General features: G+C 62.8%; 20 protein-coding genes. 14 read left to right on the top strand and 6 right to left on the bottom strand.

The window, feature by feature from the left end:
• The first annotated feature begins 7 nt into the window (after positions 1 to 7).
• The 9 genes from WA904_RS00315 (at position 8) to WA904_RS00275 (ending at position 8,809) form a co-directional block, all read left to right on the top strand.
• On the top strand, positions 8 to 1,372 hold the full coding sequence (locus WA904_RS00315; protein WP_425195137.1) for an FAD-binding oxidoreductase: 1,365 nt from the start codon (positions 8 to 10) through the stop codon (positions 1,370 to 1,372).
• Between the two features lie 15 nt (positions 1,373 to 1,387).
• A complete protein-coding gene (locus WA904_RS00310; RefSeq protein WP_425195136.1) occupies positions 1,388 to 2,266 on the top strand; it encodes a methyltransferase domain-containing protein in 879 nt (292 codons plus the stop codon).
• Positions 2,263 to 3,300 (top strand): hypothetical protein, encoded by a 1,038-nt coding sequence (locus WA904_RS00305; protein ID WP_425195135.1) that lies wholly within the window; start codon positions 2,263 to 2,265, stop codon positions 3,298 to 3,300. The genes WA904_RS00310 and WA904_RS00305 overlap by 4 nt, the downstream gene beginning before the upstream one ends.
• Positions 3,290 to 4,309 carry an alpha/beta fold hydrolase gene (locus WA904_RS00300; RefSeq protein WP_425195134.1) on the top strand — a complete coding sequence of 340 codons (1,020 nt, stop codon included), beginning with the start codon at positions 3,290 to 3,292 and terminating at the stop codon, positions 4,307 to 4,309. The genes WA904_RS00305 and WA904_RS00300 overlap by 11 nt, the downstream gene beginning before the upstream one ends.
• 130 nt (positions 4,310 to 4,439) lie before the next feature.
• Positions 4,440 to 4,904 carry a YiaA/YiaB family inner membrane protein gene (locus tag WA904_RS00295; RefSeq protein ID WP_425195133.1) on the top strand — a complete coding sequence of 155 codons (465 nt, stop codon included), beginning with the start codon at positions 4,440 to 4,442 and terminating at the stop codon, positions 4,902 to 4,904.
• 28 nt (positions 4,905 to 4,932) lie between these two features.
• Positions 4,933 to 5,391, top strand: a complete 459-nt coding sequence (locus WA904_RS00290) for a hypothetical protein (protein WP_425195132.1) — start codon at positions 4,933 to 4,935, stop codon at positions 5,389 to 5,391.
• A 20-nt stretch (positions 5,392 to 5,411) separates the two neighbouring features.
• Complete coding sequence (locus tag WA904_RS00285) at positions 5,412 to 6,227, top strand: DUF2145 domain-containing protein (protein ID WP_425195131.1); 816 nt, start codon at positions 5,412 to 5,414, stop codon at positions 6,225 to 6,227.
• A 28-nt stretch (positions 6,228 to 6,255) separates the two neighbouring features.
• On the top strand, positions 6,256 to 7,338 hold the full coding sequence (locus WA904_RS00280) for a serine endopeptidase (RefSeq protein ID WP_425195130.1): 1,083 nt from the start codon (positions 6,256 to 6,258) through the stop codon (positions 7,336 to 7,338).
• Between the two features lie 148 nt (positions 7,339 to 7,486).
• Positions 7,487 to 8,809: a hypothetical protein gene (locus WA904_RS00275; protein WP_425195129.1), complete on the top strand. Its 1,323-nt coding sequence runs from the start codon at positions 7,487 to 7,489 to the stop codon at positions 8,807 to 8,809.
• Positions 8,810 to 8,884: 75 nt separating this feature from the next.
• Here WA904_RS00275 and WA904_RS00270 read toward each other — a convergent pair whose 3' ends face one another.
• A complete protein-coding gene (locus tag WA904_RS00270) occupies positions 8,885 to 9,886 on the bottom strand; it encodes an aldo/keto reductase (RefSeq protein ID WP_425195128.1) in 1,002 nt (333 codons plus the stop codon).
• A 268-nt stretch (positions 9,887 to 10,154) separates the two neighbouring features.
• Between WA904_RS00270 and WA904_RS00265 the strand changes: the two genes are divergently transcribed.
• Entirely contained in the window at positions 10,155 to 10,610 is a 456-nt protein-coding gene (locus WA904_RS00265; RefSeq protein WP_425195127.1) for a hypothetical protein, read from the top strand.
• 9 nt (positions 10,611 to 10,619) lie between these two features.
• Here the strand turns inward: WA904_RS00265 and WA904_RS00260 are convergent, their stop codons facing one another.
• The 3 genes from WA904_RS00260 to queA form a co-directional block, all read right to left on the bottom strand.
• On the bottom strand, positions 10,620 to 11,399 hold the full coding sequence (locus tag WA904_RS00260; protein WP_425195126.1) for a distant relative of cell wall-associated hydrolase: 780 nt from the start codon (positions 11,397 to 11,399) through the stop codon (positions 10,620 to 10,622).
• Positions 11,400 to 11,473: 74 nt separating this feature from the next.
• A complete protein-coding gene (tgt, locus tag WA904_RS00255) occupies positions 11,474 to 12,625 on the bottom strand; it encodes a tRNA guanosine(34) transglycosylase Tgt (protein ID WP_425195125.1) in 1,152 nt (383 codons plus the stop codon).
• 12 nt (positions 12,626 to 12,637) lie between these two features.
• Positions 12,638 to 13,687 (bottom strand): tRNA preQ1(34) S-adenosylmethionine ribosyltransferase-isomerase QueA, encoded by a 1,050-nt coding sequence (queA, locus tag WA904_RS00250; RefSeq protein WP_425195124.1) that lies wholly within the window; start codon positions 13,685 to 13,687, stop codon positions 12,638 to 12,640.
• 17 nt (positions 13,688 to 13,704) lie between these two features.
• On the opposite strand from queA, the gene recG reads away from it, so the two are divergent.
• Positions 13,705 to 15,843, top strand: coding sequence for an ATP-dependent DNA helicase RecG (gene recG, locus WA904_RS00245; protein ID WP_425195123.1), 2,139 nt, complete (start codon positions 13,705 to 13,707; stop codon positions 15,841 to 15,843).
• A gap of 69 nt (positions 15,844 to 15,912) precedes the next feature.
• Here the strand turns inward: recG and WA904_RS00240 are convergent, their stop codons facing one another.
• On the bottom strand, positions 15,913 to 16,245 hold the full coding sequence (locus WA904_RS00240) for a MoaF N-terminal domain-containing protein (RefSeq protein ID WP_425195122.1): 333 nt from the start codon (positions 16,243 to 16,245) through the stop codon (positions 15,913 to 15,915).
• Positions 16,246 to 16,754: 509 nt separating this feature from the next.
• On the opposite strand from WA904_RS00240, the gene WA904_RS00235 reads away from it, so the two are divergent.
• The 3 genes from WA904_RS00235 (at position 16,755) to ubiA (ending at position 19,267) form a co-directional block, all read left to right on the top strand.
• On the top strand, positions 16,755 to 17,729 hold the full coding sequence (locus WA904_RS00235; protein ID WP_425195121.1) for a LysR substrate-binding domain-containing protein: 975 nt from the start codon (positions 16,755 to 16,757) through the stop codon (positions 17,727 to 17,729).
• A 113-nt stretch (positions 17,730 to 17,842) separates the two neighbouring features.
• Positions 17,843 to 18,361, top strand: a complete 519-nt coding sequence (locus WA904_RS00230; RefSeq protein WP_425195120.1) for a Dps family protein — start codon at positions 17,843 to 17,845, stop codon at positions 18,359 to 18,361.
• Positions 18,362 to 18,403: 42 nt separating this feature from the next.
• Positions 18,404 to 19,267, top strand: coding sequence for a 4-hydroxybenzoate octaprenyltransferase (ubiA, locus tag WA904_RS00225; protein WP_425195119.1), 864 nt, complete (start codon positions 18,404 to 18,406; stop codon positions 19,265 to 19,267).
• An 83-nt stretch (positions 19,268 to 19,350) separates the two neighbouring features.
• Here ubiA and proC read toward each other — a convergent pair whose 3' ends face one another.
• A complete protein-coding gene (proC, locus tag WA904_RS00220; RefSeq protein WP_425195118.1) occupies positions 19,351 to 20,187 on the bottom strand; it encodes a pyrroline-5-carboxylate reductase in 837 nt (278 codons plus the stop codon).

Here is a 20,187-nt window from a genome sequence, read left to right as displayed (position 1 = left end):
GCAGAGGATGCAGCAGAACACATTGATCGTCAACGACGTCACGGGCCTGAACCCGGTGACGGTCTGGGCCATCAGCAAGCCGAAAACCGTGACCGACGTGGCCGACGCCATACGCCGCACCGACGGGCCGCTGTCCGTGGGCGGCGGGCATTTCAGCATGGGCGGCCAGACTGCCAGCCCGGGCAGCCTGCACCTGGACATGCGCGACATGAACCAGGTCATCGGGTTCTTTCCGAAGGACAAGGTCATCCGCGTGCAGGCCGGTATCCGCTGGTGCGACATCCAGCGCTTTGTCGATCCGCACGGTCTGGCCGTCAAAATCATGCAGACCTATGCCAACTTCACGGTTGGCGGCGCGCTCAGCGTGAACTGCCATGGTCGCTATGTGGGTTTGGGAGCTGTGGTGATGTCGGTGCGGGAGATCCGGGTGGTTCTGGCCGACGGCAGCGTGCAGGACGCTTCGCCTTCTGTCAATGCGGAACTTTTTTATGCCGTGATCGGCGGCTACGGCGGTGTGGCGGTAATTGTTGAGGCCGAACTGGACCTGGCAGACAACACCAAGGTCAAGCGACTGGCCCGCAAGATGAGTGCCGCCGAATACATCAGCCACTTCAAGGCCAAGGTCAGGTATTTCCAGGACGCGGTTTTCCACAATGCTGACCTTTACCCGCCGCATTACCGCAAGGTGCGTTCCGTCACCTGGGCGCGCACTGATGAAGCCACCACCGAGCCAAGGCGTTTGCAGCACGGCGGCGAAACCTACCCTGTGAACCGCTATTTTGTATGGGCCGTGACCGAAACCCCCTTGGGGAAATGGCGACGCGAATACCTGATTGACCCCCTCCTTTACTTTTTCCGCAAGGTGCACTGGCGCAACTTCGAGGCGGGTTACGACGTGGCGGAGCTTGAGCCGGCTTCGCGCAAGTACACGACCTATGTATTGCAGGAGTACTTCATTCCGGTAGAGCGGTTTGACGATTTCGTGCCGATGATGGCGGAAATCCTGCAGCGCTATCGCGTCAATGCGCTTAATGTGTCGGTCCGGCATGCGCGGCCCGACCCCGGCACCCTGCTGGCCTGGGCCCGGGGTGAGACCTTTGCGTTTGTCCTTTATTACAAGCAGCGCACCCGGGACAACGCCATCAACCGAGTTTCGGTCTGGACGCGCGAGCTGATTGATGCGGCCATCAGTGTCGGTGGCAGCTACTACCTGCCCTACCAGCCGCATGCAACGGCGGAGCAGTTCCATGCCGCCTATCCACGGGCCAAAGAGCTGTTCGCGCTGAAACGCAAGCTCGATCCGCAGTTCCGCCTGCGCAATGTGCTGTGGGACAAATACTACGCCCCCACGCTGAACGACTCCAAGACCTGAACGACAGGGCCTGCCATGACTACCACCTCACCCGTCTCGGAATTTCGCGCCGTTTTCAGTGTCACTCGCTGGCACGACGGTTTTTACAAGTTCCTGCAGAACATCTACCGCCTTTATCCCGAGGACCGGTTTCACACGCTGATCAAAACCATTTCGGCCGAACTCGACAACGATGAAGCCATTTACCGCAGGCTTCAGCGTGAGCTGCCGAAGATCAAGCCCTTCATGGCGGACCTGACCCTGGCCTTGCCGGCGCTCTTCAAACAGAAGAAGGAAATGGCCGACCAGACCCAGCGGCTCCTGGGTGACAAAAAGCAGATTGACGGTTATGTGGAGATCGGCTCCACCGGCCGCTATATCAGCGAGCTGAAAAAGCGCATCAAGGTGAATGGCCCCATCACCCTGGTGAACGATACGGCACCCACCAACTCGCCGGTGGACATCGCCGAGCGCGGCGGCCTGTTCAAGATCGGCAGTTTTGTGCCGATGAACGACTATGACCCGCTGCCGGCGAGCCTCCCCGATGCCAGCGTGGACCTGGTGACCTGCTACATCGGCCTGCACCATTGCCCGCTGGACAAGCTAGATGCCTTTGTGGCCTCCATCGTGCGTGTGCTCAGGCCGGGCGGCATGTTCATCCTGCGTGACCATGACGTCACGACGCCCGAGATGTTCACGTTTGTCTCGCTGGTGCACACCGTCTTCAATGCCGGCCTGAACGGCGCATGGGAAACCAATCAGCGGGAGCTGCGCTACTTCCGGCCTGTCGCCGAGTGGGTGGTTTACCTTGGCGAACGCGGACTGAAGGACAGCGGCAAGCGCGAGTTGCAGGCGCACGACCCTTCCGACAACGTGCTGTTGGCGTTCACCAAATCCGGCGGAGCGTCCGCATGAGGCGCTGGCTGCGCAATCTCGCGATTGCAAGTGCGTTTGCCGCGCTCGTGGGTGTGACGCAGGCCGCCGGTCCTGCACCGGTGGCGGGGCCTGAGCATGTGCGCGGCGTCGAGCAGACGCTGCTCACTTACCCCGAGTGGTTCCTGGTGTTCAGTCCCTACGAGTACGGCGAGTTCATAGGCGCCAGCGCACCCAGCCGCTTTCCTTTTTACGGTCATATCGGCCAGTTCTGGGAAAGCTACAAAGCCGTCTTTGACGAGACGCGCCGCCGCGGGCTCGACCTCAATCCGGGCTACCACCTGATGATCATGGTGATAGGCACCAGCACGACGGTCGAGTACGCGGTCAAGTCGGCCTACGAGACGCTCATCGGGCGCCTCGCCGAATCGCTGTCTGGCCGGCCCACGCCCGAGGACAAGCATGCGGCCGGCGTTGCGCAGGACTATGTACGGTTCATCCGCGTGGAGCCCTGGTACCTGTATGACTTCGACAAGGCGTTGGCAGGCCTCTGGCGCGATGTGCCTCTCAACGGGCCGGACATGCTCCGCAAGTGGGAGCGCCGCTTTGCACTCACGACCGAATACCTGGTCAAGGCGGGGTATGCCCGGCTGATTAAGCTGGGCACGCAGACGATTTACGACGCGCCATTGCCGGTCACGGCCGTGGTGGCCAAGCCTGTGCCGCGGGCTGAGGCCACGCTGCCGGAGCTGAAAGTGCTCTCGTCGACGCCCGAAGGCTCGGCACTGGTCACCATCCCCCGCTATGAGGCTTTCATGAGCTATGCGCAGGCGCTGGCGATGCAAGGCGTCAATTTCAGCGAGATCGCAGGCAACAGCTCATTCATCCTGGTCAGCCTGCTGGCGCCTGACGCCTGGGCTCCCGCCAGCCCGGCCACACCCTTGCTGAGGCAATCCATCCTCACCCGGCCCGGCACCCAGCGGGTCGTGCTGACAGTGCCTGTCAAAGACCTGGCCGAGTCGCTGCGCCAATGGCAAGCCGCTAAGCTGCAGGTGGAGCACGTTTTTGACTACTAGGCGGCGTGAGCAGAAGCCGGGGCGCCGCTGGTTTTTTTACCCCTGGCGCGTGCTCGTTGTGCTGGTGGCCTGCCTGTTGCTGGTGGTGGCTTTTTCGTGGGCCCGCATGCTCTGGGTAGAGGACCACAGCCCGCGCGAGGCGGCGCCCAGGCAGGGGCGCTGGCTGCATGCGCATGACGTCGAGTTGTATGTGCAGGAGTTCGGCGACCCGGCCGCGCCGCCTCTGGTACTGACCCACGGCACTGGCGCCTGGAGCGGCACCTGGGACCAGAACGTGCAGGCCATGGCGGCCGCCGGCTACCGCGTCATTGCTGTGGACCTGCCGCCGTTCGGCTTCAGCACGCGGCCGGCCGCGCGGGACCACAGCCGCGCCGCGCAGGCGCGCCGCATCATTGCCCTGATTGACGCACTGAAGCTTGGCCCGGTGACGCTGCTGGGCCATTCTTATGGGGGCGGGCCTGCAGCCGAAGCCGCCATGCTGCAACCGGATCGCGTGCGCCACCTCATCCTCGTCGATGCGGCGATCGGCTTGATGGAATATCCGGCACCGGCGAAAAGCGGCGGCGTGGCGGCGAGCCTCTTTGGCATTCGCCCGCTGCGAACGGCGCTCATTGCTACGGTGGGCACCCAGCCCTTGTTCAGCGAGTTCTGGTTGCGCCAGTTCGTAGCCCGCAAGGAGGTCGTCACGCCTTCGCGCACGGCCATTTATCGCCAGCCTTTCGTGTTGGACGGCTTTAGCGCCAGCCTGGGTGACTGGGCTGCGCAATTTGCCGGCGAGAGCGGTCAGTCCCTCAGCGAGACGCCTGAAGGTTTTCGCCAGCTGCCCATGCCGCTGACCTTGGTTTGGGGGCAGGAGGACACGATCACGCCGCTGCCCCAGGCCCAAACCCTGCAGCGCCTGGTCGCCGGATCCAGACTGCTGGTATTGCCTGGCGTCGGCCATATTCCTCAAATTGAGGATCCGGCCCTGTTCAATATGAGCATGACCGAGGCACTCAGGCATCCCTAGACCCGACTTGTTGAGTAAGTATCAAAATTCAATACTCTTGGATCATTGTTGGAGATCTGTATCGTTATCCGCGTGATTTTGAGGCTTTGGCCCGCAAAGTAGCGCCACCTCAACAACCAAGAAGGTTTTTATGCAAGTACTGATTCACCGCGACTCCAAACCCTGGCAGTTCCAGGTCTGGGCTTCTTTCCTGATTGCCGTTTTCCTGTGCGCCGTCGGCCTGTCCTACCTGCCCGGGCAGGACCTGGACCGTGCTTTCATGATCATGGGTTACTTCTTCTGCCTGTCTGCGGCTTTTGTGCTGGCCAAGTATGTACGCGACCAGGAGAAGGCCGAAGCCGAAAACAAGCTGACCGAAACGCCGATGTTCAGGTTCGTGGTGTGGGGTGGTTTTTTCCTGGCCATGTCGCTCACCGGCTGGGGTTTGTGGCGCATGGAGGTCAATGAGACCTACAAGGCCTTTCTTGGCGTCAGCTGGCTCTACCTGATCACCTGCAGCTTCACACTGGCCAAAACCCTGCGTGACAAACACGAAGCCGACTTGAGCGAAGCACGCTTGGCCAGCCGCACGGTACGAAATAACGACGCCGAATAAACCTTATCCAGGAATGCGAGGAAGCATCATGAAAAAGAAATTTGCTACTTATTTAATAGCCGCTTGCGCAATGATGACAGGGGCTACGGCCTCTTTTTATGCCCAAGCGCAAAGCGAGGCGTCAGCCCTGAGCGCGGTGTCCGCCTTGCCGGTGGCGTCCGTGGTGGTCGGCACCAGCGCGGTTGCCGGTGCCGTCGTGGCAGTGCCTGTGGTGCTGTCGACCACTGGCGCGGTGCTGGTCGTCAAAACCGTGGAGAGCACGGCCCGCGGGACGGTGTATGTGCTGGAGCGGGCCTCCGACGGTGCGCGTGCCAGCATTGAAGTGGTGGGCAAGGGTGTGGCTGCTGCGTCCATGGTGGCCGGAACGGCCGTGGTCGTGAGCGTGATCGGTACCGGTGTGGTGCTGTCCGCGGCCGGCGAGGCGATTGCCTTCATTCCCAATGCCCTGGGCCGCGCCCTGCTGCACAACGAGCGGCTGACGCACTGAGAAAGCGCGAGGGAACACCCATGAAGAAATCTTCGCTGACCTTTCTGTGCCTGGGCCTTGCTGCCGCCTGCATGCTGGCGCCGGCAGCCCATGCGGGACGCTCGTGCGAGGCTGGCAAGATCACCGCGCAGACGGTGGCGCGCGGCATGTCGCTGGCCGAAAAAACCCTGGCCTCGCTCAATGCCAGCGGCGAGAAAGTCGTGCTGCTGGCACGCGCCGGCCAGGACCTGAGCAAATACAACTTGCGTTATTCCCACCTGGGGCTGGCATACCAGCAGCCTGACGGGCAGGGCGGCCATACCTGGCGTGTGTTGCACAAGCTCAATGAATGCGGCACCAGTGAGTCGGCCGTTTACCGCCAGGGCCTGGGCGAGTTTTTCCTGGATGACCTGTGGCGCTTTGAAGCCGCCTGGGTGGCACCCACGCCCGAGGTGCAGGCCAAGCTGCTGGCGCTGCTGCAGGATCCCGCGCGTACGGTGGGCATGCACCACAAGCCCTACAGCATCGTCAGTTACGCCTGGGGCCGCAAATACCAGCAGTCCAACCAGTGGGCCATCGAAACGCTGGCCACCGCCGTGGAGCCGGGCGCCAATTCGCGCGAACGGGCCCAGGCCTGGCTGCAGTTCAAAGGCTACGAGCCCACCGTCCTCAAGCTGGGCCCGCTGACGCGGCTGGGCGGCCGCATGACCGCGGCCAATGTGGCGTTTGACGACCACCCCAACGACAAACGTTATTCGGACCGCATCGAAACCGTCACGGTGGATTCGGTATTCGCCTGGCTGCAGCGCGCGCAGCTGACAGCGAACGGCAAGCCGCCGACCCTCGTCAAACTTTAACAATGGCTGTTCAACTCCCGGAGTTTCCATGAGCAAAGCATTACGCCTGTCCGAAAAATGGTTTCAGCGCGGCCTGTGGCTGGTCGCGTTCATATTCGCCGGCTTTCTGATCGGTCTCGGTAGCACCGTCGTGGGGGACCTGCCGCAGGTCGAAAAAAGTCTGACGCTCGATGATTTCATCGAGCAGCCTGCAGCGAACCAGCTGCGCGAGAAGCTCAAGGTGGAAGAACGCCAGGGCCGCGATGCTCAGGAAGCGCTGGAGCAGGCCAGGCTCAAGCAGCGGGTGGCGCAGGCCAATTCGCGTTCGGCGAGCGAGACCTTCAACAACTGGCTGGCAACGCGGCGGGCGACCGAGCGGGCCGAGCAGGACCCCGAGCTGGTCGAGCGCACCCGCGCGCTGGACAGCCTGAAGGCGGTCGAACGCCAGGCACTGGCCACCATGGAAGCCGAGCAGCAAAAGGCACTTGATGCCAGCCAGGGCGCCAGCCGCACCCGTGACCGGCTCGGTGAGCTTGAGCGCGATGCGCAGGACAAATGGCAAAGTGCAAGGCGGGCCCAGGAGCTGCGCGTGTTCCTCTACCGGCTGGCGCTGACCCTGCCATTGCTGGCGGCGGCCGGGTGGCTGTTTGCCAAAAAGCGCAAAAGTACCTACTGGCCGTTTGTCTGGGGTTTCATCTTCTTTGCGTTGTTCGCGTTTTTTGTCGAGCTGGTGCCTTACCTGCCAAGCTACGGCGGTTATGTGCGCTACATCGTCGGCATCCTCATCACGGTGCTGGTCGGGCGGCAGGCGATTGTTTCGCTAAACCGCTATCTGGAAAAGCAGAAACTGGCCGAGCAGTTGCCGGATGCGCAGCGCCGCGAAGAACTCAGCTACGACACGGCGCTCACGCGGCTCTCCAAAGGCGTATGCCCCGGCTGCGAACGTGCCGTTGATTTGAAGAATGTGGAAATCGACTTCTGCCCGCACTGCGGCATTGGCCTGTTTGACCACTGCCTGCAATGCACCAAGCGCAAGAGTGCGTTTGCCAAGTTCTGCCACGCCTGCGGTGCCGACGGCAAGCGGCCGAGGCTTCTGCCTGACCCCGCGCCTGGCGCTGCCGTCCAGCCCTAGCACTGCCCGGCTGCTTGGACGCCGATCAGCGGCGCCTTGTCCTTTGGCGTTTCCCGCTGGCCGCCTACGGCTGGCGGCCATGGGCGCCTACAGGTTATTTTTGTGTTGCGTTCACAGTGGGCAAACCCATTCACAAGGTTTGACCATCATGAAAAAACAGATACGCAATCAGGTGGCAGCCTTTTTCCTGCTGCTCCTCGCTGCCACTGTGCTGCTTGCCGTGCCGGGCATTGCCGCGGCGCAACCGGCAAAGCCCGAGTTGCGATCGCTGCAGGTTGCCACGGATGACGGGCTTCGCCCCGGAGCCCGGCTGGAGTTCACGGTGGAAGGCTCACCGCGCGGCCAGGTCAGCCTGACCGTGCGTGGCGCGCCCCGGACCATAGCTCTCAAGGAAACTGCACGGGGAATCTACGCGGGAAGCTACACCGTTCGGCGCCAGGACCGGATCACCGAAAGCAGCGCCATCCGCGCCACGCTGAAGGTGCGCAACCGCAGCATTGCGACCAACTACACCTTTCCGGCCGGCATCGCCAGCCAGGGCGTGGCGGTGGCGCCGGTCGGCCTGAAAATTGACCGCTTCACGGTGGCTCCCGTTGACAAGCTCGAACCGGGTGCTGAACTGCGCTTCACGTTGAACGGCGCACCTGGCGGTACGGCGGAGTTCGACATTCCTGGTGTCATCAACAATGTTGCGATGCGCGAAGTGCGGCCCGGTGTTTATGAGGGGGGCTACACCATCCGCCGCCTGGACAACCTGGCGCCGTCACGGCCCGTTGTCGCCACTCTGCGCATTGCTGGCCGGGCTGTCACGTCCACGCTGACCCAGCCGTTGATTGCCGATGCCAGGCCGCCAGTGATCCGCAACATGTCGCCGCGTGACGGCGAGTCGGTCACGCGCAGCGCGACCACCTCGGTGTCCGGCACCTTTGACGATGCCGGTGGCGTGGGCGTGGACCCGAAAAGCGTGCGCATCATGCTGGCGGGGCGCGATGTCACCGCCGCTGCACAGATCACCCCGCAGTTTTTCACCTACCGCGCTGACCTGCCGGCCGGCCGCTACGCGGCGGACGTGACCGCCAGGGACATGGTCGGCAATGCCGTGCGCCAGACCTGGAGTTTCGATGTGGCTTCCGCCGTGAGCGCCGCGCCTGCGACCGTGCTGTTGCAAGTAACCAGCCACGCCAACAATGCTTCGGTTGAAGGCAGCCCGGTGGTGGTGCGCGGACGCACCGCGCCCGGCGCGGTGGTTGATGTCAAGGTCAGCGCCGTTGGAACGCTAGCCGGCCTGTTCGGCATGAACCAGGACCTGCTGACGCAGCGGGTTCAAGCCGATGGCAACGGCAACTTCTCGTTCAGCTTCACACCGCAGTTGCCGCTGCCCGGCACGCGTTACGAGGTATCGATGACCGCCGGCAAGGACGGCATGGTGCCCACCGAGACCAGGCTGGTGCTGTTCCAGAAGCAGGGTTGAGCCAAATTTGCAGTAAAAACTGCCTTCAGCCCTTATGTGGCGGGCGCAAGCAGCTATTGATTAAATAGCGTTCCTTCAAACGAGGCGGCCGTAAAAGGGGTAGCTTGGGTCGTTGTAGCCGTGGCTGGAGGCGTGGCCGGGAATTACCAGCTCGTTGACGAAGGCTTCATCCTCGCTGTCCAGCACCAGCTCGGTTGCGCCGTAAACGTCTTCCAGGTGCGAGAGCAGGCGGGGCCCGGCAATCACCGAACTGACCAGCGGATTGGCCAGCACCCAGGCGGCGGCAAACTGGCCCGGCACCCAGCCTTTGGCTTCACAGCGTGCCTTGATCTTCTGGGCAATCACCAGCGATTCTTCACGAAATTCGGTTTCCAGGATCCGTTTGTCGCCGCTGCCGGCGCGTGTGCCCTCGGCCGGTGGCTGGCCCGGCGGGTACTTGCCGGTGAGCACGCCGCGCGCCAGCGGGCTGTAGGGCACGACGCCCAGGCCGTAGTGGCCGCAAGCGGGCAGGATTTCGACCTCGGGGCCACGGTTGAGCAGGTTGTAATAGGGTTGGCAGACCACCGGCTGCGGCACACCAGCCTTCTCGCACAGGCGCACGATCTCGGCGATGCGCCAGCCGCGGAAGTTGGACAGGCCAAAGCTGCGGATCTTGCCGCTGCGGATCAGGTCGCCAATGGCTCGCACGGCCTCGTCGAGGTTTTCGCCATGAAAATCGCGGTGCAGATAGAGAATGTCCAGGTAATCGGTATCCAGCCGCGCCAGGATGGCGTCGGTCTGCTGCATGATCCAGCGCCGCGAGTAGTGGCCGTCGTTGATGCCTTCACCCGCTTTGTTGCCGAGCTTGCTGGCCAGCACCCAGTGCGAACGCTGCCCGGCCAGCAGCTTGCCCAGCAGGGTTTCAGACTTGCCCTCGTTGTAGACATCGGCCGTGTCGATGAAATTGATGCCGTGTTCTTTCGCCGATGCAGCGATGCGCGCCGCTTCGTTGTCGGGTGTCTGCTGGCCGAACATCATGGTGCCCAGGCACAGGGTAGACACCTTCAGGTTGCTGCTTCCAAGGCGGCGGTAGTGCATGGTCAATTTCCTTGTGGCAAAAGTTGGTTGGGGACGAGAGGGCCTGAGCGTCCTTGCCTCTCGTCGCTTGGGCGAGCGTACCAAAGTCAGGCGGAAAAATGAGTTCGCAGGATCGGTGGTGCGGAGCGAAAGTATTGATTAATGCTACTTTCGGTGCTGACCGGTAGTACCTGAATCATTATGAGAGACTTTTTATCTGCCTCTGCGCACACTTTCCCCACAAGCATTTGCTTGGGCCACTGGTTAATGTATGAATTCAAATCGGTTGATGTTCTCTTTTGCTTCGCTGAAGCGCCACGCCGCTCTGGTGGGCATGGCCCTGGGTGTCACGGCGCTGACGGGTTGTTATGTCGTGCCTGTGCACCCTGCACATTCGCAGATGGCGCCAACGGCGTATGCCACACCGGCGCCGCCCGCAAGCGTGACTTTTGCAGCGCGGCTGTATCCGGCGAATGACGCCGCTGCGGCTTATGGCATGGTCAATGCCGTGGTCACCAATGACCTGAACGGGCGCGGCACCTTCAGCACCACCATCAACGGCGAGAATTTCACAGGTGAAGCAACACGCATGGCCGCATCTTCTTCACGCGAAGGTGTCGCCAATGGTGCGGGTAACCGCGGCAGCTACATCAACTGCAAGTACCAGATGAACTCGGCCACACTCGGAACCGGTCAGTGCCGCCTGTCCAATGGCGCGCAGTTCACCATGCACGTCGGCAACTGATTTTCCGGGCTATCGCTGCGATTGATCGATGGCCACGATTTCGGGGGCCGACTTGAGGTGCCCCACGTATCGCAGCGCTTTGTGAATCCGGATGGAGGGTACATCGCCCTCCCGCATGTGAAGCAGGTCACCGGGGTTGATCAGTCGCGGATCAGCGTCGGTGAGCGGCAAGCCGGCGCTGCGGTAGGCTTCCAGCACAAACTGCGAGCAGAAGAACTGGTCGTTGCGTCCCAGGCCAAGCTGCACTGCGGCGATGCCCCGAATGCAGAAATCGCGTACCAGCGCAGGTACCAGCGGAAGTTCGCACAGGCGCCGCTCCAGGGCAAAAGGAGCTTGCAGCATGACGCCAAGGTGATTGTATTTCCTGCCGTCATGGCGAGCCGCAAACAGGTTGATTTTTTCCGCCTGCTCAGCCGTGATGTCCGGGTGCCGGAACGCGACGATGGTGGCTTCTTCCTGCATCAGCGCGGTGAGGTTCCGGCGACGGATGCCTGAACCCACGGCCTCTGCAACCTGCTCGTTCCCCATGTAGACCGCGGCGTGGCTGACGGGCGACAGCGTGGCCAGCCGGATGCCCACCGAGTTCAAGCCGTTTTCCGCGGTGAGGATGATATCGCCCGGCCGCAGCGAATCGGCCTCCACCAGCTGCCCGCCGTTGCGTGGGTTGAGGGCCTTGTTCTGGAAACTCAGCGTGGGTACGCCGGTGGTCTCGTGAGGGTTGAGGGCGGTGGCACATCCGGTCAGGGCAACAGCAGCCAGGATGAGTCCGGGCAGGAACAAACGGGTCATGGAATTCCTGTCACGGAGTTGAGGTATTGCGTAACATTCTCGCGCATAAACCGCCCCGGTCGGGCAAGGGTCGTTCAGATTCCGCGCTGGCGATCGGTGCGGAAGCTGGCGGAGAACTCTCCAAAGCGCCCGGCATCCAGCGCATCGCGCACTTCCTGCATCAGGTTCAGGTAGTAATGCAGGTTGTGGATGCTGCTGAGCATGGGGCCCAGCATTTCGCCGCAGCGGTCCAGGTGGTGCATGTAGGCCCTGGAGAAATTCCTGCAGGTGTAGCAACTGCAGGTCGCATCGACCGGCTGGATGTCGGTTTTGTAGCGCGCGTTGCGGATCTTGAGGTCGCCAAAACGCGTGAACATGTGGCCATTGCGCGCATTGCGCGTCGGCATCACGCAGTCAAACATGTCGACGCCTGCACCCACGCCTTCGACCAGGTCTTCCGGCGTGCCCACGCCCATCAGGTAGCGCGGTTTGTTCGCGGGCAAGCGGTGCGGCGTGTGCGCCATGATGCGCAACATTTCTTCCTTGGGCTCGCCGACGCTGACGCCACCAATGGCATAACCGGGCAAGTCCAGCTCGACCAGAGCGTCGAGCGACTCCTGGCGCAGGTTTTCAAACATGCCGCCCTGCACAATGCCGAACAGCGCGTTCGGGTTCTGCAGTCTGTTGAACTCCGCAACGCAGCGGCTGGCCCAGCGCAGGCTCAGCTCCATGGAAAAGCGCGCTTCGGCCTCGGTGGTGATGTGGCCCTTGGTGTCGTAAGGCGTGCATTCGTCGAACTGCATCACGATGTCGCTGTTGAGCACGGTCTGGATCTGCATCGAGATTTCCGGCGTCAGGAACAGCTTGTCGCCGTTGACTGGCGACGCGAACTTCACGCCTTCTTCCGAAATCTTGCGCATCTCGCCAAGCGACCAGACCTGGAAGCCGCCGCTGTCGGTGAGGATGGGCTTGTTCCAGCTTTCAAACTTGTGCAGGCCGCCGAACTGCTGCATCACATCCAGCCCAGGACGCATCCACAGGTGGAAGGTGTTGCCCAGAATAATCTGGGCACCCATGTCGTGCAGCGACTGCGGCATCACGCCCTTGACGGTGCCGTAGGTGCCCACCGGCATGAAGATGGGGGTCTGCACCACGCCATGGTTCAGCGTGAGCGTTCCGCGGCGCGCGAAGGAGCCCAGGTAGGCGCCTTCGGCGGGGTCGGTTTTCAGGACTTCAAAATTCAGCATGGAACGATTGTCTCAGGGCGTGGTTCGTTGCAGCAGCATGGCGTCGCCGTAGCTGAAGAAGCGGTAACGCCGGGTGATGGCGTGGCGGTACAGCGCCATGATGTGCTCGTAGCCGGCAAAGGCGCTGACCAGCATCATCAGGGTGCTTTTGGGTAGGTGGAAGTTGGTCAGCAGCAGGTCCACCACCTGGAACTCGAAGCCCGGTGTGATGAAGATGTTGGTGTCGCGGCATTCGGGCCCGAACTTCGCCGCCGATTCGAGTGCGCGCACGCTGGTGGTGCCGACAGCGACGACGCGGCCGCCGCGCGCCTTGCAGTCCCTGATGGCCTGCAGCGTTGCTTCCGGTACTTCAAACCGTTCGAAATGCATGACGTGGTCGGCGATGTCTTCGGCTTTGACCGGCCGGAAGGTGCCGGCACCCACATGCAGGGTCACCGTGGCGCGCTGGATGCCGCGTTCTTCCAGCTGCACCAGCACGGCCTCATCGAAATGCAGCGCAGCCGTCGGTGCGGCCACTGCACCGGGGTTTTTGGCAAACACGGTCTGGTAGCGGCGCTCATCGTCGGCCGAATCGCTGTGGGTGATGTAAGGCGGCAGCGGCACATGGCCATGGCTTTCCATCAGGGTGTAGGGGTCGCTGCTCAGCGCAAAACGGTACAGCGGCCCATCTTCGTTGGGCCAGCGGCCCAGCAGCGTGGCTGTGAAGCCGCCGTCCATCTGCATGACGGCGCCCGGCAGTGGCTTCTTGCTGACCTTCATATGGGCAGCCACCTCGTGCCCGGCATCCGGCGAAAGCGAGAGCACCCGCTCGATCAACAGCTCCAGCCGGCCACCGCTGCTTTTCTGGCCGAACAGGCGCGCCTTGACGACCTTGGTGTCGTTCAGGACCAGCAGGTCGCCGGCCTTCAGCAAGTCCGGCAGTTCGGCAAAACGCCGGTCAACAGGGGCGCTGCTCCGGCCGTCCAGCAGGCGCGAGGCGCTGCGCTCGGCGGCCGGGTGCTGGGCGATCAATTCGTCGGGGAGCGTGAAATCAAAATCACTGAGGCTGAAATGCGTCTTCATGAAGGCACAATTGTCCCATGCCCCCCCGCTCCCTCACCGGTGCTTCTTCGCCAAAAGTGACCCAGACCGCAGCGGGAGCTGCGAACACGCCTGCGCCAGTGCCCAAGTCCCAGCCGCAGAAGGCCCTGGAAAAGCTGGGTCTGCGCCGGGACATCGATCTCGCGCTGCACCTGCCGCTGCGTTACGAGGACGAAACCCGCATCACCCGGCTGGCCGATGCGCGCGATGGCGACATGGTGCAGATCGAAGCCCAGGTCACGCACAGTGAAATTACGTTCCGCCCGCGCCGGCAACTGCGCGTGACGGTGGACGACGGCAGCGACACCTGCGTGCTGCGCTTCATCAATTTTTACCCCGCCCACCAGAAAACCCTGAGCGTGGGAGCACGCGTACGGGTGCGCGGCGAAATCCGCGGCGGTTTTGTCAGCCGTGAAATGGTGCACCCCAGTTTCCGCGCCGCCGGCGGCGAGCTTGCGACGGCGCTGACGCCGGTCTACCCCACCGTGGCTGGCTTGCCGCAGGCCTACCTGCGCAAGGCCGTGCTCGGCGGCCTGGGCCGGGCTGACCTTGCGGAAACCATCCCCCGGGAATTTTTGAATAAAAACCTGCCACAGCCCTTATCCAGTCTGCGTGAGGCGCTATTGTTTTTGCACAACCCGGCGCCGGATGTGGCGCTCGCCACGCTGGAAGACCGCAGTCACCCGGCCTGGCAGCGGCTCAAGGCGGAGGAGCTGCTGGCCCAGCAGCTGTCACAGCTGCAGGCGCGCCGGGTGCGTGCGGCCATGCGTGCGCCCGCGCTTGTCGGGCCCGCGATGCGCGGTACGCAATGCACGCTGCACGAGCAGTTGCTGGAACGCCTGCCCTTCCGGTTGACGGTGGCGCAGAAGCGTGTCGGCACCGAGATCGACGCCGACCTGAAAAGAAACGTGCCCATGCACCGCCTGCTGCAGGGCGATGTCGGCTCCGGCAAAACCGTGGTGGCCGCGCTGGCCGCGGCGCGCTGCATGGACGCCGGCTGGCAGTGCGCCTTGATGGCGCCCACCGAAATCCTGGCCGAACAGCACTTTCGCAAGCTGATCGGCTGGCTCGAGCCGCTGGGCATCCAGACTGCCTGGCTGACCGGCAGCCAGAAGGCGAAGGAGCGGCGCGAGGCCCTGGCCGTGATCGAAAGCGGCGCAGCCGGCCTGGTAGTGGGCACCCACGCGGTGATCCAGGACAAGGTGATTTTCAAAAACCTGGCGCTCGCCATCATCGACGAGCAGCATCGCTTTGGCGTGGCACAGCGGTTGGCCCTGCGCAGCAAGATGACTGAGGGTGGGGAAGAGCCGCATCTTCTGATGATGACGGCGACACCGATCCCGCGTACGCTGGCCATGAGTTATTACGCCGACCTCGACGTCTCCACCATCGACGAACTGCCACCGGGCCGCACGCCCATCGTCACCAAGGTGGTCAGCGAGGCGCGGCGCGACGAAGTGGTGGAGCGCATCCGCAGCCAGCTCGCAGAAGGCCGTCAGGTCTATTGGGTCTGCCCCCTGATTGAAGAGAGTGAATCGGTCGACCTGATCAATGCAACCCAGACGCACGAAGCACTGACGGCCGCGCTGCCCGGCACAAAGGTCGGCCTGCTGCACTCGCGCATGCCGTCGGCCGAAAAAAAGGCGGTGATGGCCTTGTTCACCAGTGGCCAGCTTGGCGTGCTGGTCAGCACCACGGTGATCGAGGTCGGCGTGGATGTGCCTAATGCATCGCTGATGGTGATCGAGCACGCCGAACGTTTCGGCCTGAGCCAGTTGCACCAGCTGCGCGGCCGGGTCGGGCGCGGCGCGGCAGCCTCGGCTTGTGTGTTGCTCTATTCGACCGGAGATGCGCCGCGCCTCGGCGAAACCGCGCGGGCCCGACTCAAGGCCATGGTGGAGACGCAGGACGGCTTCGAAATTGCCCGACGCGACCTGGAAATACGCGGACCGGGTGAATTCCTGGGCGCTCGCCAGTCGGGCGCGCCGCTATTGCGGTTTGCCGACCTGGCGACGGATACGGAACTGCTGGCTTGGGCGCGGGCGCTGGCCCCGGTGATGCTGGACCGGCATCCCGAACTGGCGCGGCAGCATATTGCGCGCTGGCTGGGAGGAAAATCGGAGTTCCTCAAGGCGTAAGGCGAATGAGCAGCGGGCTGTCGTGGGCTTTTTTTGCATTTGATGCCAAATTTGAAAAGCCCGGAGCGTTCAGTCCACGACTTCAAAGCTGCCCTTTTGCTGTGTCCATTCCTTGTCGTTGGAACCAAAGGCAATCGCTTCGCCGTTCCTGAAATTCAAGACCACCGTCAGGGTGTAACCCGATCCGCCCAGGTAAGACACGGCAAACACCGCATCGTCAATTTTGACGGCGGCGCATCTGTCGACCCGTGTGGGCTTGCCTTCCTTGCCGGCCACGCGCCAGGCAATGGAGCCGTCCTGGTTGAAGCTGTGTTCAAACGTCATGCCTGCGGTGGGCCCGTCCGTGAAGCTCCAGCGCAGGGTTTTGCCTTTCAGCGATTCCGGGGCGGTTGGGTTGACCATGGGTGGCTCCTGTAGTTGATGGTTTACCACTTTAGGTGCCTTCGGCAGGTGTCCTGCCCCGGTTTTGGCCTGAAGCGGCGTAAGCTTTTTCCTTCAAGGCCTGTCACGGGTGGCTTTTTTTGGATGCTATGTATTTGATAGCTGTCCATGCTCATTGGGTAAGGGAAAAAGGTCGATTCGACACATGCATCTGGCGCAAAACCGTGCCGGGGTCGTTTGGCTGTATCCGGTCGAATGCGTCGTCATCATCGCCGCCGGGAAAAGCCGCACAATAAGCGCATGACGCTGACTGAACTCAAATACATCGTGGCTGTGATCATGGGAGGGACAGGGCGAGGCTCGGTCGAGGCGACAGCTCTACGAAGTGAAGCCGACGAGGCCGAGCATGCTGGGCCGTCACTGCTTGCTGCGCAACGCAGACGCTTTGGCCCAGCTCCGCTTGCGGGGATCGACCCCCGGACAAGATCGTTGGCGACGGCCGCAGTCGTTTGCAGGAATGGTGAACCAGGATGACTCTCACAGAGCTCAAGTACATCGTGGCCGTCGCCCGGGAAAAGCACTTCGGCAAGGGTGCCGAGGCCTGCCACGTGTCCCAGCCGACCCTGAGCGTGGCGATCAAGAAGCTCGAGGAAGAGCTGCAGGTCAAGCTGTTCGAGCGCAACGCCAATGAGATCACGGTGACGCCGCTGGGCGAAGAAATCGTGCGCCAGGCGCAAAGCGTGCTGGAACAGGCCGACAGCATCCGCGAGATTGCCAAGCGCGGCAAGGATCCGCTGGCCGGCGCCTTGCGCCTGGGCGTGATCTACACCATCGGTCCCTACCTGCTGCCGGACCTGGTGCGCCAGGCGATTGCGCAGACGCCGCAAATGCCGCTGATGCTGCAGGAAAACTTCACCGTCAAGCTGCTGGAAGAGCTGCGTACCGGCGAAATAGACTGCGCCATCCTGGCGGAGCCTTTTCCCGACACCAACCTGGCGATAGCGCCGCTGTACGACGAGCCCTTCATGGCGGCGGTGCCCAGTACCCACCCGCTGGCGACGCGCAGCAACATCACCGCCGAAGAGCTGAAAAAAGAGACCATGCTGCTGCTCGGCACCGGGCACTGCTTTCGCGACCATGTGCTGGAGGTGTGCCCCGAGTTCGCGCGGTTTTCGAGCAATGCCGAGGGCATACGCAAGAGTTTTGAAGGCTCGTCGCTGGAGACCATCAAACACATGGTGGCTGCCGGCATGGGCGTGACGCTGGTACCGCGCCTGAGTGTGCCCAAGGACGCGCTGGTGCCGAAGCCGGCCAAGGCCAGGGCAAAGGGCAAGGAGGCGGCCGAGCTGGCGTCTTACATCACCTACCTGCCTTTCGAAGGCCATGTGCCGACGCGGCGCGTGGTGCTGGCCTGGCGCCGCAGCTTCACCCGGTATGAAGCCATCGCCGCCTTGCGCAATGCCATTTACGCCTGCGAGCTGCCCGGCGTGACGCGCCTCTCCTGAGCCGCGTTTCAAGGCATTTCATGATGCCTATCAAGGCGATACAGTTTGGCTGTTGCCCTGAGCGTCCCGATTGCTTAGAGTGAAGTTCAGAACACTTTAATAAAGGACAGACCATGGCCAAAACAACCCCCAAGGCTTCCGCCGGCCGCAACGGCGTACCGCCCATCAACATCGGCATCGGCGAAAAAGACCGCGCTGCGATTGCCCAGGGCCTGAGCCGCCTGCTGGCGGACACCTACACGCTGTACCTGACCACGCACAACTTCCACTGGAACGTGACGGGGCCGATGTTCAACACGCTGCATGCGATGTTCATGACGCAGTACACCGAGCTGTGGGCCGCAGTGGACCCGGTGGCCGAACGCATCCGCTCGCTGGGCCATCCGGCGCCGGGCTCCTATGCACAGTTCAGCAAGCTGGCCTCAGTACCCGACGTGCCCACCACCCCGCCCAAGGCGATGGAAATGGTGCGCATTCTGGTGAAAGGCCATGAAGCCGTTGCACGCACGGCGCGGGAGCTGTTTCCGGTGGCCGACAAGGCCGATGACCAGCCGACCGCCGATTTGCTGACCCAGCGCCTGACCGTGCACGAACAGACGGCGTGGATGCTGCGCTCATTGCTCGAAGAATAGGCAGTGGCGCCCACCCCGGGACGGTGATGCCAGAATTGAGGCTTGAAAAATAAACTCAGCCTCTATTTGCAACTGATCCGCTGGGACCGCCCCGCGGGCTGGTTGCTGCTGCTCTGGCCCACGCTGTCGGCGCTGTGGGTTGCTTCGCACGGTTTCCCCGGCTGGCATTTGCTCACTGTCTTCACGCTGGGCACCATCCTGATGCGCAGTGCCGGCTGCTGCCTCAACGACGTCGCCGACCGCGAGTTCGACCGACATGTCAAACGCACTGCGCAACGCCCGGTGACGCGCGGTGCGGTGTCCGTCAGGGAGGCACTGATCCTGGGCGCCGTGCTGGCCTTGCTGGCTTTCGGCCTGGTGCTGAGCACCAACACCACCACCATCATCTGGTCGTTTGCCGCGCTAGCCGTGGCCGTGGTCTATCCGTATGCCAAGCGCTTTGTGTCCATGCCGCAGGCGGTGCTGGGCGTGGCTTTCAGCTTTGGCATTCCCATGGCTTTTGCGGCGGTGCAGTCGCGTGTGCCGCCGCTGGCCTGGCTGCTGTTGCTGGGCAATCTGTTCTGGGTGATTGCCTACGACACCGAGTACGCCATGGTGGACCGCGATGACGACCTCAGGATCGGCATGAAAACCTCGGCCATCACGCTGGGCCGGTTCGACGTGGCCGCCGTCATGGCCAGTTACCTGGCTTACCTGTCGATTTGGGCCTGGGCCCTTGTGGCGATGCCGCAGCCTGCTATTTATTTCGTAGCTATTGGCGTGGCGCTGGCGCAGGCCGTGTGGCACGGCTGGCTGATCCGCAAACGCGGGCGTGACGACTGCTTCAAGGCTTTCCGCCTGAACCACTGGCTGGGTTTCACGGTGTTTGCCGGCATTGCGCTGTCGTATGCGCTGGCTGGCGTGTAAGCGCCTGCCAGTGAGTTGCTATTAAAAGAGTAGCTGGTGACGCCCGTACAATAAGGGCCAAAGCCGGATTTCGTTCAAGGAACTCAGGCTGCACCAAACTCGTCACCGAGTTCCGCGGCGCGCCGCCTGGCGGCGTGCATAGCGCGCATGAACTGCTGCTTGATGTTGTCCTGTTCCATGGACGTCAGGGCCGCGTAGGTGGTGCCGCCTTTGGACGTGACCCGGGCGCGCAGGATTTCCGGCGGCTCGTCCGACGAGCGCGCCAGTTCTGCTGCGCCGACAAAGGTGCCCACCGCCAGCTTGTGGGCCTGATCGCGGCTGAGCCCCATGTCCACACCGGCCTGCACCATGGCTTCAATGAAATAGAACACATAGGCGGGGCCGGACCCCGAGAGGGCAGTCACGGCGTCGAGGTGTTTTTCGTCGTCCAGCCAGACGAAGTCGCCGGTGGTCTGGATCACGCGCTCGACGGCCAGGCGGTCATCGGCGCTGACGGCGGGCCGCGCGAACAGGGCCGTGATGCCTTTGCCAATCAGCGCGGGTGTGTTCGGCATGGAGCGCACGACACGCTGGGTGTCCAGCCAGTGCGCGATGCTGTCGGAGCGGATGCCGGCCGCCACGCTCAGGTGCAGGGCGGTCTTGGTGTGGAAGCGGGTGAGCAGGGCGGCGTCCTTGAAGGTTTGCGGCTTGACGGCCCAGACCACCAGGGTGGCGCTGGCCAATGACTCACCGGGGCTTTCGTTCACCTGCACGCCAAATTGCTTCCTGAGCTTGGCCCGCTGTTCCGCCCAGGGTTCCACCACCTGGATCTGGCTTGCGGCCTGGCCGCGCTTGAGCAGGCCGCCAATGATGGCGCTGGCCATGTTGCCGCCGCCGATGAAGGCGATGGCGCTTGTGTCTGTGTGAAGGGGAGAAGTCAT

The sequence above is a fragment of the Polaromonas sp. genome, assembly GCF_049790275.1.
Taxonomy (GTDB): Bacteria; Pseudomonadota; Gammaproteobacteria; order Burkholderiales; family Burkholderiaceae_C; genus Polaromonas.
The sequence above is the reverse complement of the archived record's forward strand: the minus strand, read 5'-3'. Positions and strand labels throughout refer to the sequence as shown.

Coding starts and splice junctions, on each gene's coding strand:
- proC (WP_425195118.1), bottom strand. CDS start 20,187: ATGACTTCTCCCCTTCACACAGACACAAGCGCCATCGCCTTCATCGGC.
- WA904_RS00285 (WP_425195131.1), top strand. CDS start 5,412: ATGAAGAAATCTTCGCTGACCTTTCTGTGCCTGGGCCTTGCTGCCGCC.
- WA904_RS00260 (WP_425195126.1), bottom strand. CDS start 11,399: ATGACCCGTTTGTTCCTGCCCGGACTCATCCTGGCTGCTGTTGCCCTG.
- WA904_RS00265 (WP_425195127.1), top strand. CDS start 10,155: ATGTTCTCTTTTGCTTCGCTGAAGCGCCACGCCGCTCTGGTGGGCATG.
- WA904_RS00315 (WP_425195137.1), top strand. CDS start 8: ATGCAGCAGAACACATTGATCGTCAACGACGTCACGGGCCTGAACCCG.
- WA904_RS00310 (WP_425195136.1), top strand. CDS start 1,388: ATGACTACCACCTCACCCGTCTCGGAATTTCGCGCCGTTTTCAGTGTC.
- recG (WP_425195123.1), top strand. CDS start 13,705: ATGCCCCCCCGCTCCCTCACCGGTGCTTCTTCGCCAAAAGTGACCCAG.
- WA904_RS00235 (WP_425195121.1), top strand. CDS start 16,755: ATGACTCTCACAGAGCTCAAGTACATCGTGGCCGTCGCCCGGGAAAAG.
- WA904_RS00290 (WP_425195132.1), top strand. CDS start 4,933: ATGAAAAAGAAATTTGCTACTTATTTAATAGCCGCTTGCGCAATGATG.
- queA (WP_425195124.1), bottom strand. CDS start 13,687: ATGAAGACGCATTTCAGCCTCAGTGATTTTGATTTCACGCTCCCCGAC.
- WA904_RS00230 (WP_425195120.1), top strand. CDS start 17,843: ATGGCCAAAACAACCCCCAAGGCTTCCGCCGGCCGCAACGGCGTACCG.
- WA904_RS00240 (WP_425195122.1), bottom strand. CDS start 16,245: ATGGTCAACCCAACCGCCCCGGAATCGCTGAAAGGCAAAACCCTGCGC.
- WA904_RS00295 (WP_425195133.1), top strand. CDS start 4,440: ATGCAAGTACTGATTCACCGCGACTCCAAACCCTGGCAGTTCCAGGTC.
- WA904_RS00275 (WP_425195129.1), top strand. CDS start 7,487: ATGAAAAAACAGATACGCAATCAGGTGGCAGCCTTTTTCCTGCTGCTC.
- tgt (WP_425195125.1), bottom strand. CDS start 12,625: ATGCTGAATTTTGAAGTCCTGAAAACCGACCCCGCCGAAGGCGCCTAC.
- WA904_RS00305 (WP_425195135.1), top strand. CDS start 2,263: ATGAGGCGCTGGCTGCGCAATCTCGCGATTGCAAGTGCGTTTGCCGCG.
- WA904_RS00270 (WP_425195128.1), bottom strand. CDS start 9,886: ATGCACTACCGCCGCCTTGGAAGCAGCAACCTGAAGGTGTCTACCCTG.
- WA904_RS00280 (WP_425195130.1), top strand. CDS start 6,256: ATGAGCAAAGCATTACGCCTGTCCGAAAAATGGTTTCAGCGCGGCCTG.